The following is a 13,838-nucleotide window of genomic DNA, read 5'->3' on the forward strand; positions in this document are numbered from 1 at the left end:
TCGTGGTCAGGCTTGGACTATAGGCCGCCACCCATCAGGTCCTTGACCTTCTTGGCCGCGTCGTCGGCTGCTTGGTCGACAGTCATGGCTCCGGTCAGGGCGTTTTGCAGCATGTCCGGGATGATGATGTTCATGATCTCGGGAGATTGTGGCAGCGCCGGGAACGGGATGCCGTATGGCAGCATCGATGTCGTGACATCGAGGAACTTGATGTTATCAAGACGTTCCTTCATCCATTTGGTCTTGAAGCCATTTAGATTGCCCGGGTTGGAGCCGGCATAGGCCATCTTCAGCGACCATTCGGGGCTCGTCCACATGCAGATGATGGCCTTTGCAGCCGGCTCGTCTACCTTGCCGCCCTCGACATATTCGGGCTTCAGGATATGGATGTTGGAGCCGCCAAACACGACGGCACGCTTGCCGTCAGGCCCGGTCGGAATGAGGCCATAGCGCATGTTATCGATGACGGTCTGCGCTTTTTCCTTGTCGCTGCCGGTCGTCTTCTTCTGCAGATCGAGCATGACGTTATAGTCGGACGGGTGCGAGATCATCATGCCGAGCTGCCCAGCGAGGAAGAGAGGCTGGTTATCTGCCTGCTGATTGGTGAGTGCCGAAACTGGAACGGACTTGTCGCGGACGTACATATCATATGAGGCTTGCAATGCCTCCTTGCTTTGCGGGCTATTGAGCTGAACCTGCCCATAGGTCGGGTTGTCGGTCGCTTCATCAAAGACGCCGCCACCATAGGCCCATAGCTGCGGCATGAAGCGGTACGGTGTATTGCCGGCATTCTTGCGAGCAACGAGGCCGTAGCCGGCAATACCGAGCTTGTCGTGAATCTGCTTGGAATACTTGACGACGTCGTCCCAGGTTGCGGGAGCCTTGTCGGGATCGAGACCTGCACGCCTGAAGATGTCAGCGTTCCAAATGAACGCCATCGTCTCGTTGTTGGTTGGAATGCCGTATGTCACCCCTTGCCAGGTCACGGCCTTCATTGCGCCGGGCCAGAAATCCTCCGTCGAATAACCGACATCCTCGGGCTTGAGCGGCTGCAAATAACCCTTTGAGGCGAATTCGGTACCACCCAGGATTTGCAGGCGAACCGCCATGGGCGCTGCATTGCCTAAAAGTGCGGTGCGGAATTTGTCCAACAGATCGTTATAGGTGAGGGCTTGTTCCTCAAGCTGGATGTTCGGGTAGGTTTTGCGGAAGGTCGCGAAGAAGTCTTTGTAATACTGACGCAGGAGGTCGGGGTCACCCTCGAACACGCCCTGATACCAGAACGTCAGTCGCCCCTTGTAGTCGAGCGGGGTGACCTTGGCGCAATCGGCTGCCGTGTCGAAGTCCTGCGTGCCGGCGATGGAGCGCACATATTGCGGCGACCACTGGCTCAGGTCGACCGGCGCACTAAGCGCAGGCGCGGACATCAACGATACCATCAAGGCGGTGGATATGGTGCCGCGCACGACAAAACCGCCGAGTGAAAGACTCGTCATAGGTATCCTCCCAGGTTTTCTCCAGCCGCTCTGCTTCGAACGGTCTTTGCTCCCAGGCCGTGGGATTCTCCCCACCTAATGTATCCCTTCGACCTTATCATACGTTTTCATGGCAACGATTGTCTGTCAACTAAAGAAATCGTACATTGTTTTGGGAAGTCTCGCATGATATCCGGACAATATGTGTATTAATTGGGGACCACATTGGCCGAAACAAACGATTTTAAGGCGCAGCCGCCCGAAGGGATCGATGCTACCGGAGCTTCCAGCGAGGGAGCGTCTGTCTATCAATTGATCAGGGAAGACATCATCGAAGGGCGGCTTGCCGCCAACGAAAGGCTCGTCATCACCGATCTCGCCCGCCGTCACGGCACTTCGACCAACCCGGTGCGGGAGGCTTTGCAGCTGTTGCGCGGGGAGGGCTTTGTCACTTTCATTCCCAACCGCGGAGCGCGCGTGCGGCCCATCGATCAGGATTTTGTTCGCGATATCTACGAGATAGGCGTTTTGATCGAGCCGTCACTAACGCGCTGGTTCGTAAATATGGCCACGGTCGAGGACATTGCCGAACTCGAGCGCATCCAAGACCTGATCGAACAGAACAACTTTGCCGACACGCTCAGACATAGTGAACTAGACACCGCCTTTCACACCGTCATGTACCGAAAGCACTACAATCGCCATGCCGCCGAGCTTTGGTGGAAGCATCGTGAAGTGCTTCGAGCCGTGAGCCGGCGTTTCGACTTTACGCTTGCCCGGCGGGCAGCGATCCTGAGCGAGCATCGCGAGCTCATCGCGCATGTCAAAGCCGGAAGGTCGAACGAGGCCGCCGAACTTATTGCCCGCCATGTCGAAGGCTCAGGCCGGCACATCCTCGAACATATGCGTGCGCGGAACGCCGCTCGCGCAGGATAGAATATTTGGCATGGAACATCCTTATACCGACCACTTCAGATAAAGGCAGTTGAGATGAAAATCACCAACGTTCGGCCGTGGCTCATCAGATCCGATGCTTCTTATTGGGGAGAGTTTCTGTTTGTCGAAGTGACGACCGACGAGGGGGTGAACGGCTGGGGAGAAATCACCACCACGACAAGGCTCGCCAATCGAGCCCTCTGCACGATCTTGCGGCAGATTGGTGCCACTTTGACGGGCGAGGATCCGGCGCGTATCGAGTATCTGTGGCACAAGATATTCCGCAGCTTCACTTATATGGGCAGTCGCGGCGCTGCTGTTGAATGCGTGAGCGCCATCGACATCGCCCTCTGGGACATCCGCGGCAAAGTTCTTGGCAAGCCCATTTATGAGCTCTTGGGTGGACCGGTACGGGATGAAATTTCGCTCTACACCCATCCCGACCAGCGCAAATTTACCAGCAAGGAGGCTGTGGTCCGGGAAATCACAGACATCGTCGAGTCAGGCCACACCGCACTCAAGTTCGATCCTTTCCCCCACCAGGGTCGCACTGCCGATGGACAGGCTCGCGAACAGCGAGACGGCTATCTCGATGGAAGCATGACGCGCAAGGATGAGCGTGAGGCCGCCGAGCTTACGGCTCTGATCCGCGAGACTGCGGGTGCCGACGTCGACATCCTCATCGATGCGCACGGCCGCTTTGACGTTCCGACTGCCATCCGCCTTTGCCGAAGCCTTGAGGAAGCTGGTCAGATCGATTGGTTCGAAGAGCCCTGTCCACCGGAGAGCCTCAACGCCCTCAGGCAGGTCCGTGAAAAGGTCAGCGCCGCTATATCCTGGGGCGAGCGCGGCCACACGAAGTGGGATTTCGTGCCTGTACTCGAAAACAGGCTCGCCGACTACATCATGCCCGATGTTACCTGGACCGGCGGCATTACCGAACTCAAGAAGATTTCTGCCCTATGCGAAGCCTACTTTATTCCCGTCTCGCCGCATGATGCCGCAGGGCCGATCAACGTGGTCGCCGGAGCGCAAGTGATGATGACCGTTCCGAATTTCTACAAGCTCGAAACGTCAGAGTGGAACCTCGGCAAATACGATCACCTCATCGACAGACCACTTAATGTTTCGAACGGCACCCTCAAGCTTACGTCCAAGCCCGGTCTCGGCGTTGAGATGAACCGCGACTACCTGCAAAACCACGAGATTGAGCTCGACTAGCCAGCAACGCTCCAGGCCGCCCCAGCGTGCGCGGCGATAGTCCCCCGACCAGAACGAGGAAAAGCCATGCAAGAGGCATATTTAGCCGACGAGGCGCTCAATCGGGTAAACCTGCATTCCAAACCGTCAGACCTTCGCATCACCGACATGCGGGTCGCCGAAATCACCGGCGCGCCCTTCGCCTCCGTGCTGCTTAAGATTTATACGAACCAGGGCATCGTCGGGCTGGGGGAAGTGCGCGACGGTGCTAGCGCCACCTATGCGCTGATGCTGAAGAGCCGGTTGCTTGGCGAAAATCCTTGCGATATCGACCGCCTGTTCCGCCGGATCAAGCAGTTCGGCGGCCACGGCCGACAAGGCGGTGGCGTATCGGCAGTTGAAATTGCCTTGTGGGATCTTGCGGGCAAGGCCTATGGCGTTCCCATCTATCAGATGCTTGGCGGCCGGTTTCGAGACAAGGTGCGCATCTATTGCGATACCGACGCCGCGGTGGCGAGCGGCACCGCGACTGGCAAGCGCCTCAAGCAGCGAATGGAGCTCGGCTTCACGTTCCTCAAGATGGATCTGGGTCTAATGCAGATCGCCGATGTGCCTGGTGCTGTCGTGTTTCCTGCCGGCTCCCTTGAAGGCTACCGTGAATATCCCCGTCGCGGCCCGCTGAAGACCATTGAAGAGCGGCGTGTGCGCAACGCTGCGTACGATCTCCATAACATCCAGCATCCGTTTACCGGGCTACACTTTTCGGACAAGGGCCTCGATCTGCTCGAGCAATATATCGCTGAGGTCCGCGAGGTCATCGGCATGGATGTGCCGCTTGCGATCGACCATATCGGCCACATCTCGATGCAGAATGGCATTCGCCTTGCCAGGCGGATCGAAAAATACGTGCCAGCCTGGCTCGAGGATGTGATCCCGTGGCAGTATACCGAGCAATACCGACAACTCCAGGACGCCACCACGGTGCCGATCTGCACCGGCGAGGACATATATCTCAAGGAGGGCTTCGAGCCGCTGCTCAATAGCGGCGGCGTCTCCGTTATCCATCCGGACCTTCTCACCAGCGGAGGCATCCTTGAGACCAAGAAAATCGGCGATATGGCGCAGGACAAGGGCGTCGCCATGGCGATCCACATGGCAGAAAGTCCGATCGCCGCGATGGCCGCCGCACATGTCGCGACCGCGACCGAGAATTTCATGGCGCTTGAATATCATTCCGCCGACGTCGATTGGTGGGACGATATCGTCACCGGCCTTCCCAAGCCTTTGGTAAAGAACGGCTTCATCACTGTCTCTGACAAGCCGGGCCTAGGGATCGACGATGTCGTCGACGAGGTGATCTCGCAGCATCTGCAGCCGGGCGTCAACGGCATCTGGCAGCCCACGGATCACTGGGACGACGAGTATTCCTGGGATCGCACCTGGAGCTGAGGCAAAAGGATAGAAGATGACGATCGCTGGTCTCCGGTACGCCGTTATCGCAGGGCCCACTCTCGATGACAGTAAGTTCGGAGGGAGTTTTGTGTGACAGCTGCCGAATTGCAGCACGATTGCCACGCAAGCCGGCCTAATGCGAATCTGCCACTAAAACGGCTTACTTGAGACAGCACTTCCCTTGCTCAAACTGCCTTGCCAGGCGATCTCACGGCTGCAATCCTCTGGCTAAGTCCGACGCTCCTTCATTGGCATAGCCGCCCTCCCGGCAAGCTCCTCGAGCGCGTCGTAGAGATCTTCGGCATAGCTGCGCAACACTGTCAGCTCGAAGCGATCGGTGTGCGTGCGCGTCAACTGGACAGAGACATGCCCGAAGAGCGTGACGGCGGAGCGACCGACGGGGAAGGTCGTGGGGTCGAGATCGACCGCTGTCCCCCGGGAGAGCAGATCTGCTGCTTGCGCGCCGGAAAAGCCGATCCGGACGCGGCCGTGGCTCTGATCCGAGACGAAGGCTGTGCCTTTTAGGCGCTCTGCGAGCGCGGCGACGTGAGTGGGCGAAAGATCTTCATCTCCGACTATGTACCATTGCTGGTAGCCGGCGGGTCGCACGGCGCTAGCCGTAAGCCCGGCAGCGGAGAGATAGCCGGCGAGCCTTTGGGCATCGACGGAGCCGATGATATGCAGGAGGTGACCTTCCGGCAGGGGCTCCAGCCGGATGCCAGGCCCTGCTTGGATCGCCTTGCGGGCAAGGGCGGGCCTGTATTTGGGAAGATCAGGCATGGAGCTTCTCGTTTTCCGGGTCGATGAAGACGGGGTTGCACAGCACCGCTTCGGTGAATTCATCTCTGAGGCCATTCCAGACCATCACCTTCTCGCCAATGCGCTCCGGCCCGCGCTTGACCAGCGCCAGGCCGATCGTATGGCCAAGGCTTGGGGAGAAGGCGCTCGATGTTACATAGCCTTGATCGTTTTCAAGTGTCGCAGCCGCGCCCTCCGCCAGGATATGAGCGCCGGTGCGGAAACTCGTTGCCGGGTTTACCGGTTTGACGCCGACGAGGCGAGGGCGGTCGGTCTCCTGGAGACCTTCGCGCCGGAGCATTGCCTTGCCAATGAAATCTGGCTTGGTGGTCGAAATCATGCGGGCAAAACCAAGATCGGCGGGTGTTACCGTGCCGTTGATCTCCGCATGGGTGACATGACCTTTTTCGATGCGCATGACGCCGAGCGCTTCGGCCCCGTAGGCGCAGATCTCGTGCTTGTGGCCCGCCTGCATGATGGCGTCGGCAACGAACTCCCCGTAGGCGGCGGGCACGCCAAGCTCGTAGGCGAGCTCGCCGGAAAAGGAGATGCGAAAGAGCCGACCTATGAGCGTGCCGCCGAACAGGGAGACCGTGCGAGCGCTCATGAACGGGAAAGCCGCATCGGAAATATCGCCATCGACAATCTCGGAGAGGATGGCGCGGGATTTCGGGCCTGCCACCGCCATCTGCGCCCATTGGTCGGTCGACGACGCAAAATAGACGTCGAGCTCGGGCCACAATGTCTGGGCGCAGAATTCCAGATGCGTCAGCACGCCGGCCGCAAGCGCCGTCGTCGTGGTCATGAAGAAATGGTCCTCGCTCAAGCGGCTGGTAGTGCCGTCGTCATAAATCATTCCGTCTTCGCGCAGCATGATGCCATAGCGGGCTTTGCCGACAGGCAGCTTGGCGAAACCGTTGCAATAGATGCGGTCGAGAAAGGTGGCGGCGTCCTCGCCAAAGATCTCGATCTTGCCGAGCGTGGAGACATCGCAGAGGCCGGCATTCTTGCGGATGTTTAAGACTTCGCGATCGACGCTTTCTCGCCAGGTCTTTTCGCCCCCGCGCGGAAACCAGGAGGAGCGGTACCAGAGGCCGGTCTCGACGAAGACTGCACCGTTCTTCTTTGCCCATTCATGTAAGGGAGATTTGCGCGCTGGTTGAAAGTGCTTAGCCCTCGAAGTACCTGTCAATGCGCCGAAGGAGACAGGAGTATAAAAGGGTCGGAACGTCGTGGTCCCAACTTCGCCCGGCAAGACGCCCCGAGCCTCGGAAAGGATGCCGATGGCGTTGATATTGGAAAGCTTGCCCTGGTCGGTCGCCATGCCGTTCGTCGTATAGCGCTTGGCAAGCTCGACATCTCCGTAGCCTTCGCGCACGGCAAGGCTAAGATCCTTCAAATGCACGTCGTTTTGATAATCGATGAAGGCCTTGCCCTTGCCGCCTTTGACATGCCAGAGCGGCATGGCGGCAGCCGATCTTTCCTCTGCTGAAGCAAAGGCGGGGTCGATCTTTCCAAAACCGATTGTCGCCAATGCCTCGGCAGCCTTGATCGCTCCGTCGCCAAGGCAGCTATCCGTTGAAGCAAGGCCTGCCGCAGAGCCGGCAATCAGCAAGCCATCCTGTCTTTCCGGCGCGAGGAAGGCTGCGTGCCGTTCGGACCAGATCGGCCTGGCGCCGCGATGGCAGGCAAGATGGATGATCGGGCTCCAGCCGCCGGATACGGCCAAAGCATCTGCATCGATCTCCTTTGTGCCCGACGCGCTTGCTATGCCGACCCGACGAACGTGCTTAGTGCCAATCGCATCGACGACGCAAGCGCCCCTCAGCACCCGCGCCTTGCCGTTCCAGTCTTTGCCATCGGCGCGCGTATCGATAATGGCGGCCACGTCGACGCCTGCCGCTTCGAGGTCGGCGGCGGTCTGGTAGCCGGAGTTGTTGGTCGTGAAGATTACGATGCGCTTGCCGGGAGCGACTGCGTGCCGGTTCAGATAGCTGCGCATGGCTCCGGCCATCATGACGCCTGGAATGTCATTGCCGCCGAAAACAATCGGCCGTTCTTCGGCGCCGGTGGCAAGGATCGCCTGCTTAGCGATGATGCGCCAGAGGCGTTCGATCGGCTGGCGCGGGTCGGGCGTTGCCACATGCTTCTGGACGCGTTCGACTGCGGCGAAGACGTTATCGTCGTACCAGCCGATCACCGTCGTGCGCGGCAGGCATTGCACGTTCGGCAGGCTGGCGAGCTCGTTCAAAATGCCGGCAAGTGTCGAGCCATCCTTCAGAAGCAAACTGCCGCCGAGGGCGAAGCCTTCGTCCGCGAGAAGGACTCGCGCTCCGGCGCGACCCGCCGTCAATGCTGCGGCAAGGCCAGAAGGCCCGGCGCCGATGACAAGCAGATCGCAATGGCCCCAGCGCTTCTCGTAGGAGTCGGGATCGGCTTGATAGGAGGCCTTGCCGAGACCGGCTGCCTTGCGGATCAGCGGTTCGTAGACCTTCTCCCAGAAGCCTGCCGGCCACATGAAGGTCTTGTAGTAGAAACCGGCGCTCAGGAAGGGCGAGAGCAGCCCGTTGACGGCCCCGAGATCGAACGCAAGCGAGGGCCAGCGGTTCTGGCTGCGCGCAATCAGACCCTCATGGAGCTCGATCATCGTGGCGCGGCTGTTGGCCTCCGTTCGTCCACCTGTGCCGGTGGTAACAAGCGCATTGGGTTCGGCGGCACCCGCTGTCAGGATGCCGCGCGGCCGGTGATATTTGAAGCTGCGGCCGACGAGCTGGATGCTGTTGGCAAGCAGGGCGGAAGCAAGCGTGTCGCCGGGATGGCCAGTCAGATCCCTGCCATCGAAACTGAAGGCAATGGTCTTGGAGCGATCGATCAGACCACCGGCGGAGAGGCGATAGCTGCTCATGCACCACCCCCAAGCTTGGCCAGTGCCGCGTCGCTCACGCCATAGACCTTATGGCTGACGGTATCGCGTTCGACGATCAGCCAGCGGCGGCAGCCGGAGGAATGATGCCAATATTCCTTGTGCCGCCCTTTCGGGTTGTCGCGTAGATAGACGTAATCGTACCAATCTTCTGTGCCGGCATCCGCGGCCGGGCGGTTAAGGCTCCCATCCCCTTTGATGGTGAATTCTTCCTTGGGACGCGTGCCGCAGTGAGGGCAGGAAATCAGGCTTGCCATTGTATCATATCCTCAATGCAGGTTCGGCTGGGCGCCGACGCCCTTTTCATCGATCTGATAGCCGCGCTGAAAGCGATCGAGGCGCAATTGTCTTGCCGTTTCATGCGGCTCGTTGCGGGCGATGAGGTGGGCGTAGCAGTAGCCCGATGCGGGTGTCGCCTTGAAGCCTCCGTAGCACCAGCCGGCGTTCAGATAGAGATTGTCGAGATGGGTTCGGTCGATGATCGGCGAGCCGTCCATGCTCATGTCCATGACGCCGCCCCAGCTGCGCAGATATCGCACGCGGGACAGTGCCGGAATCATCGCCACGCCGGCTTCGGCGACATGTTCGACGGTTGCGAGGTTGCCGCGCTGGGCATAGGAATTGTAGCCGTCGATATCGCCGCCGAAGACGAGGCCACCCTTGTCGGATTGGGAAACATAGAAATGTCCGGCACCGAAAGTGACGACGCAATCGATGAACGGCTTAAGGCCCTCGGAGACGAAAGCCTGCAGCACATGGCTTTCGATCGGCAGGCGCAGGCCAGCCATATCGGCGACGACAGTGGAATTGCCGGCGGCGGCCAGTGCAAGCTTGCCGCAGCCGATGAAGCCCTTGGTGGTTTCGACACCGAGGACGCGGCTCTGGTCGGTGCGAATGCCTGTGACTTCACAGCCGGTGATGATATCGACGCCACGGTTGTCGGCACCGCGGGCATAGCCCCAGGCGACTGCGTCGTGGCGCACCGTGCCGCCGCGCGGCTGTAGCAATCCGCCCATAATCGGGAAGCGGGCATTCTCAAAGTCGAGAAAAGGCAGCTTCTTGCGCACGGCGTCGCGATCGAGCAGTTCGGCATCGACGCCGTGCAGGCGCATGGCGTTACCACGCCTTGTATATGCGTCGCGCTGCGCATCCGAATGGAAGAGGTTGAGCACGCCGCGCTGCGAAACCATGGCGTTGAAATTGAAATCCTGTTCCAGCCCTTCCCAGAGCTTCATCGAGAGCTCGTAGAAAGGATTGTTGCCGGGCAGAAGGTAGTTGGAGCGGATGATTGTGGTATTGCGGCCGATATTACCAGATCCGAGGTAACCCTTTTCCAGAACGGCAACTTTGGTAATGCCGAAGATCTTGGCGAGATAATAGGCTGTCGCCAGTCCATGGCCGCCGCCACCGACGATGATCACATCATAATGCCGCTTTGGTTGCGGCTGGCGCCAGGCGGGCGCCCAGCCGGTATTGCCGCGAAGGCCGTTTAGGAGAACTGAGAAAGCCGAATAGCGCATTGTTTCACCCGCTTTGAATCCATCCATGATGACAGAGTGAAAAATGGCTACTTGTCCAATTAGGACCTACTTCTGTAGAAAAAGGACATGGCTTTCATCGACGCGAAAAATACCCAGGCGATAGGCTTTATCCTGATCCCAGGATTCGCATTGATGTCCTTTGCGTCCGCAAGCGAGCCGTTGCGCGCCGCCAACCTCTTGGCCGGGCGGGAAATCTATCGGCTGACGACTTTCTCGCCGGACGGCACCCCGGCGGTCTCGTCGGGCGGGGTGACAGTGCCGGCCGAGCCTCTTCCAGGTCGCGGGTCAGGTCTCGGGACGGTTTTCGTCTGCGCCGGCGGGTCGCCGCGCGATTGGAACTACCCTTCGGTTCTTGCCTGCCTGCGCCAACTCGCACGCGAGGGCGTGCGCATCGGCGGTATTTCCGGTGGACCCTATCTGCTTGCCGCTGCCGGTCTTTTGGCCGAGCGCGATTTCACCATTCACTGGGAACATGCGCCGGCTCTTTTTGAAGCCTTCCCTGCGCTTTCGCCGCGCCATGCACGTTTCGTCATCGATGGCAATCGCATCACCTGCGGCGGCGGCATTGCGCCGCTCGACATGATGCATGTGTTGATATCAGAGCGCATGGGTGCGGATTTTTCCCGGCGCGTCAGCGATTGGTACCTGCACACAGACGTCGGCGAGCCGACCGCACCGCAGCGCGGCTCGCTTTCCGAACGCTATGGCGTACATCACCCGGGTTTGCTGAACGTGCTTGAAAAAATGGAAGAGACGATTGAGATGCCACTCGATCGCTCGGCCATGGCGCGAATTGCCGGCGTCACGCCGCGCCATCTTGACCGGCTGTTTGCCGCTCATCTTGGCTCGACCTTTCTCGAGCAGTATCGCCACATAAGACTGCAGCATGCCCGCCGTCTCCTGGAGCAGAGCCCACTTTCGATTTCCGAAATTGCCATTGCCACGGGTTTTTCCAGTGGTGCGCATTTTGCTCGTGCCTATCGCTCTTCCTATGGGATCGCGCCCAGTGATACCCGCCAGGCTCATTTTCGTCGCAGTTGAGAAGATTTCACTGGGAGGATAGAGTTCGTCCCCAGCAAGCCCTGCCGTCAAAAAGGATGAAGAATGAAAGACAAGGCAGACAAAATATCGGCTGACGACCAACCCCACTCTGGACGCCCGGCCTTCCTGCAGAATCCACATGCGGTTCGCGAACCGAAAGAAAACAATCTCGAAATGGCGATCGGCCACGAGGTCCGCGCCTATCGCAAAAAGCTCGGCATTACGGTGACGGATCTCGCGGCCGCGACAGGTATCTCCCTCGGCATGCTGTCGAAGATCGAGAACGGGAATATTTCGCCGTCGCTGACGACGTTACAATCGCTGTCACGCGCGCTCGGTGTGCCGCTGACAGCCTTCTTCCGCCGCTATGAGGAACCGCGAAATGCCGTCTTCGTTAAGGCCGGTCAGGGTGTCGAGCTTGAGCGGCGTGGCACGCGCGCGGGCCATCAATATAATCTTCTCGGTCATATCGACAATAATTCGAGCGGAGTCATCGTTGAGCCCTATCTCATCACTCTGACGGCTGATTCCGATGTCTTCCCGACTTTCCAGCATGAGGGCATGGAGTTCCTTTATATGCTCGAAGGCGAGGTCATGTACCGACACAGCGATCAGCTCTACCCGATGCAGCCGGGCGACAGTCTCTTTTTCGACGCCGACGCCCCGCATGGGCCGGAGGTGCTGGTGAAACTGCCGGCCAAGTACCTGTCGATCATCAGTTATCCACAACGCGGCAAGACCGACTGACTTGCCTAAAAAGAAAGAAATATTCTTTTGAGTTGAAAAAGGGCATTCGACCTGATAGCCATTTTGCAGATGCGAAAACGGAGGTTGGGCATGTGCGGAATTGTCGGTCTTTTCTTGAAGGATAAGGCGCTGGAGCCGAAACTTGGCGCCCTCCTGTCTTCCATGCTGATCACGATGACCGATCGTGGACCTGATAGCGCGGGGATCGCGATCTACGGCAACGATAATGGCAATGCGGCGAAGATAACCGTTCAATCGGCCGATCCGGCCAAGGATTTCGACGGGTTGGAATATGAACTCCGGCGGGCGCTCGACACCCCGGTGTCCGTGGTGATCAAGAGCACGCATGCGGTCATCACCCTTTCCAGGGACAAGCTCGACGAGGGCAGAGCGGCCGTGACGGCATCGCGTCCGAATATCCGTGTTATGAGCAGCGGTGATACCGTCGAGATCTACAAGGAAGTCGGCCTGCCGAAAGATGTGGTCTCGCGCTTTGGCGTGACCGGCATGTCCGGCACGCATGGCATTGGGCATACCCGCATGGCAACGGAATCGGCCGTTACCACGCTCGGCGCGCATCCCTTTTCCACCGGCTCCGACCAGTGCCTTGTTCACAACGGTTCTCTGTCGAACCACAATAATCTGCGTCGCGAGCTGAAGCGCGAGGGCATGATCTTCGAAACGGAAAACGACACCGAGGTCGCAGCCGCCTATCTCACGGCAGAGATGGCCAAAGGCAAGGATCTCGGGGCAGCGCTCGAAAGCGCGGTCGATGACCTCGATGGCTTCTTCACTTTCGTTGTTGGCACCAAGTCCGGCTTCGGTGTCGTCCGCGATCCCATTGCCTGCAAGCCGGCGGTCATGGCGGAAACCGATCAATATGTCGCCTTCGGCTCCGAATATCGTGCGCTCGTCAATCTCCCGGGCATCGAGAATGCCCGCATATGGGAGCCAGAGCCGGCAACCGTCTATTTCTGGGACCACGAAAAGGCCGCCTGATCGGGCCCGCTGCAATCGAGAGAGTTTTTCATGCCAGTTTTCGACCTATCCGTCACGCCGCTGCGCGAACTCAACAGCGCACTCCATGGCCTTACGGCAGGCGCCAACGACACGGTCTTCGAAGTCGTCAATCCGCGCGGTCATCATGCTGTCGCCGCCGGGATCGACGCGGCGGTTACTGTCGATATCAAAGGGTCGGTCGGCTATTACTGCGCCGGCATGAATGATGGCGGTAACGTCATCGTGCATGGCTCCGCCGGTCCTGGTGTCGCTGAGAACATGATGTCCGGCAGCGTCGTCATCGAAGGTGATGCCAGCCAATATGCCGGCGCGACCGGCCGCGGAGGCTTGCTCGTCATCAAGGGCAATGCAGCCTCGCGCTGTGGCATCTCGATGAAGGGCATCGATATCGTCGTCTACGGCAATATCGGCCATATGTCGGCCTTCATGGGGCAGTCCGGCCATCTGGTGGTGCTTGGTGACGCCGGCGAGGCGCTGGGCGACAGCCTTTATGAGGCCAAGCTTTTTGTTCGCGGTTCGGTCAAGAGCCTCGGCGCGGACTGCATCGAAAAGGAAATGCGCCCGGAGCATCTGGAAAAGCTCTCTGAGCTTCTCGAGAAAGCCGGTGTGCGAGGCGTCGCGCCTGGAGAGTTCAAGCGCTACGGATCGGCCCGCAAACTCTATAATTTCAACATCGATAATGCCGACGCGTATTGAGACGAAGGG

General features: G+C 59.2%; 12 protein-coding genes. 7 read left to right on the top strand and 5 right to left on the bottom strand.

The annotated features are described in order from the left end of the window. Nucleotides 1-17 precede the first annotated feature (17 nt). The gene (locus FHX15_RS22450; RefSeq protein WP_184400570.1) at nt 18-1,496 is read right to left on the bottom strand and encodes a sugar ABC transporter substrate-binding protein; all 1,479 of its coding nucleotides are present in this window, start codon (nt 1,494-1,496) and stop codon (nt 18-20) included. Nucleotides 1,497-1,700: 204 nt separating this feature from the next. On the opposite strand from FHX15_RS22450, the gene FHX15_RS22455 reads away from it, so the two are divergent. The 3 genes from FHX15_RS22455 (at nt 1,701) to FHX15_RS22465 (ending at nt 5,060) form a co-directional block, all read left to right on the top strand. Then, nucleotides 1,701-2,411 carry a GntR family transcriptional regulator gene (locus tag FHX15_RS22455; protein WP_184400571.1) on the top strand — a complete coding sequence of 237 codons (711 nt, stop codon included), beginning with the start codon at nt 1,701-1,703 and terminating at the stop codon, nt 2,409-2,411. A gap of 54 nt (nt 2,412-2,465) precedes the next feature. After that, nucleotides 2,466-3,632, top strand: a complete 1,167-nt coding sequence (locus FHX15_RS22460) for a mandelate racemase/muconate lactonizing enzyme family protein (protein ID WP_184400572.1) — start codon at nt 2,466-2,468, stop codon at nt 3,630-3,632. A 66-nt stretch (nt 3,633-3,698) separates the two neighbouring features. Then, nucleotides 3,699-5,060 (top strand): mandelate racemase/muconate lactonizing enzyme family protein, encoded by a 1,362-nt coding sequence (locus tag FHX15_RS22465; protein WP_184400573.1) that lies wholly within the window; start codon nt 3,699-3,701, stop codon nt 5,058-5,060. A 231-nt stretch (nt 5,061-5,291) separates the two neighbouring features. Here FHX15_RS22465 and FHX15_RS22470 read toward each other — a convergent pair whose 3' ends face one another. Genes FHX15_RS22470 through FHX15_RS22485 form a run of 4 tightly spaced genes read right to left on the bottom strand, consistent with a single transcriptional unit; the run spans nt 5,292 to nt 10,304 of the window. Further along, nucleotides 5,292-5,843: a sarcosine oxidase subunit gamma gene (locus FHX15_RS22470; RefSeq protein ID WP_184400574.1), complete on the bottom strand. Its 552-nt coding sequence runs from the start codon at nt 5,841-5,843 to the stop codon at nt 5,292-5,294. Continuing rightward, nucleotides 5,836-8,766: a sarcosine oxidase subunit alpha family protein gene (locus FHX15_RS22475; protein WP_184400575.1), complete on the bottom strand. Its 2,931-nt coding sequence runs from the start codon at nt 8,764-8,766 to the stop codon at nt 5,836-5,838. The genes FHX15_RS22470 and FHX15_RS22475 overlap by 8 nt, the downstream gene beginning before the upstream one ends. Beyond that, nucleotides 8,763-9,041 carry a sarcosine oxidase subunit delta gene (locus FHX15_RS22480; protein ID WP_184400576.1) on the bottom strand — a complete coding sequence of 93 codons (279 nt, stop codon included), beginning with the start codon at nt 9,039-9,041 and terminating at the stop codon, nt 8,763-8,765. The genes FHX15_RS22475 and FHX15_RS22480 overlap by 4 nt, the downstream gene beginning before the upstream one ends. A 12-nt stretch (nt 9,042-9,053) precedes the next feature. Then, nucleotides 9,054-10,304, bottom strand: a complete 1,251-nt coding sequence (locus FHX15_RS22485; RefSeq protein ID WP_184400577.1) for a sarcosine oxidase subunit beta family protein — start codon at nt 10,302-10,304, stop codon at nt 9,054-9,056. A gap of 87 nt (nt 10,305-10,391) precedes the next feature. Here FHX15_RS22485 and FHX15_RS22490 point away from each other — a divergent pair, with 87 nt between their 5' ends. From FHX15_RS22490 to FHX15_RS22505, 4 genes are all read left to right on the top strand, one after another. Then, nucleotides 10,392-11,366 carry a GlxA family transcriptional regulator gene (locus FHX15_RS22490; RefSeq protein ID WP_184400578.1) on the top strand — a complete coding sequence of 325 codons (975 nt, stop codon included), beginning with the start codon at nt 10,392-10,394 and terminating at the stop codon, nt 11,364-11,366. Between the two features lie 63 nt (nt 11,367-11,429). Continuing rightward, nucleotides 11,430-12,113, top strand: a complete 684-nt coding sequence (locus FHX15_RS22495; protein WP_184400579.1) for a helix-turn-helix domain-containing protein — start codon at nt 11,430-11,432, stop codon at nt 12,111-12,113. 90 nt (nt 12,114-12,203) lie between these two features. Continuing rightward, nucleotides 12,204-13,112, top strand: coding sequence for a glutamine amidotransferase family protein (locus FHX15_RS22500; RefSeq protein ID WP_184400580.1), 909 nt, complete (start codon nt 12,204-12,206; stop codon nt 13,110-13,112). Nucleotides 13,113-13,142: 30 nt separating this feature from the next. After that, complete coding sequence (locus FHX15_RS22505; protein ID WP_184400581.1) at nt 13,143-13,829, top strand: GXGXG domain-containing protein; 687 nt, start codon at nt 13,143-13,145, stop codon at nt 13,827-13,829. Nucleotides 13,830-13,838 lie beyond the last annotated feature (9 nt).

The sequence above is a fragment of the Rhizobium sp. BK650 genome (assembly GCF_014195325.1).
GTDB lineage: Bacteria > Pseudomonadota > Alphaproteobacteria > Rhizobiales > Rhizobiaceae > Rhizobium.

Bases quoted from the DNA above. Each gene is read 5' to 3' on its own strand.
- FHX15_RS22450 (WP_184400570.1), bottom strand. From the start codon at position 1,496: ATGACGAGTCTTTCACTCGGCGGTTTTGTCGTGCGCGGCACCATATCC.
- FHX15_RS22460 (WP_184400572.1), top strand. From the start codon at position 2,466: ATGAAAATCACCAACGTTCGGCCGTGGCTCATCAGATCCGATGCTTCT.
- FHX15_RS22465 (WP_184400573.1), top strand. From the start codon at position 3,699: ATGCAAGAGGCATATTTAGCCGACGAGGCGCTCAATCGGGTAAACCTG.
- FHX15_RS22470 (WP_184400574.1), bottom strand. From the start codon at position 5,843: ATGCCTGATCTTCCCAAATACAGGCCCGCCCTTGCCCGCAAGGCGATC.
- FHX15_RS22475 (WP_184400575.1), bottom strand. From the start codon at position 8,766: ATGAGCAGCTATCGCCTCTCCGCCGGTGGTCTGATCGATCGCTCCAAG.
- FHX15_RS22480 (WP_184400576.1), bottom strand. From the start codon at position 9,041: ATGGCAAGCCTGATTTCCTGCCCTCACTGCGGCACGCGTCCCAAGGAA.
- FHX15_RS22485 (WP_184400577.1), bottom strand. From the start codon at position 10,304: ATGCGCTATTCGGCTTTCTCAGTTCTCCTAAACGGCCTTCGCGGCAAT.
- FHX15_RS22490 (WP_184400578.1), top strand. From the start codon at position 10,392: ATGGCTTTCATCGACGCGAAAAATACCCAGGCGATAGGCTTTATCCTG.
- FHX15_RS22495 (WP_184400579.1), top strand. From the start codon at position 11,430: ATGAAAGACAAGGCAGACAAAATATCGGCTGACGACCAACCCCACTCT.
- FHX15_RS22500 (WP_184400580.1), top strand. From the start codon at position 12,204: ATGTGCGGAATTGTCGGTCTTTTCTTGAAGGATAAGGCGCTGGAGCCG.
- FHX15_RS22505 (WP_184400581.1), top strand. From the start codon at position 13,143: ATGCCAGTTTTCGACCTATCCGTCACGCCGCTGCGCGAACTCAACAGC.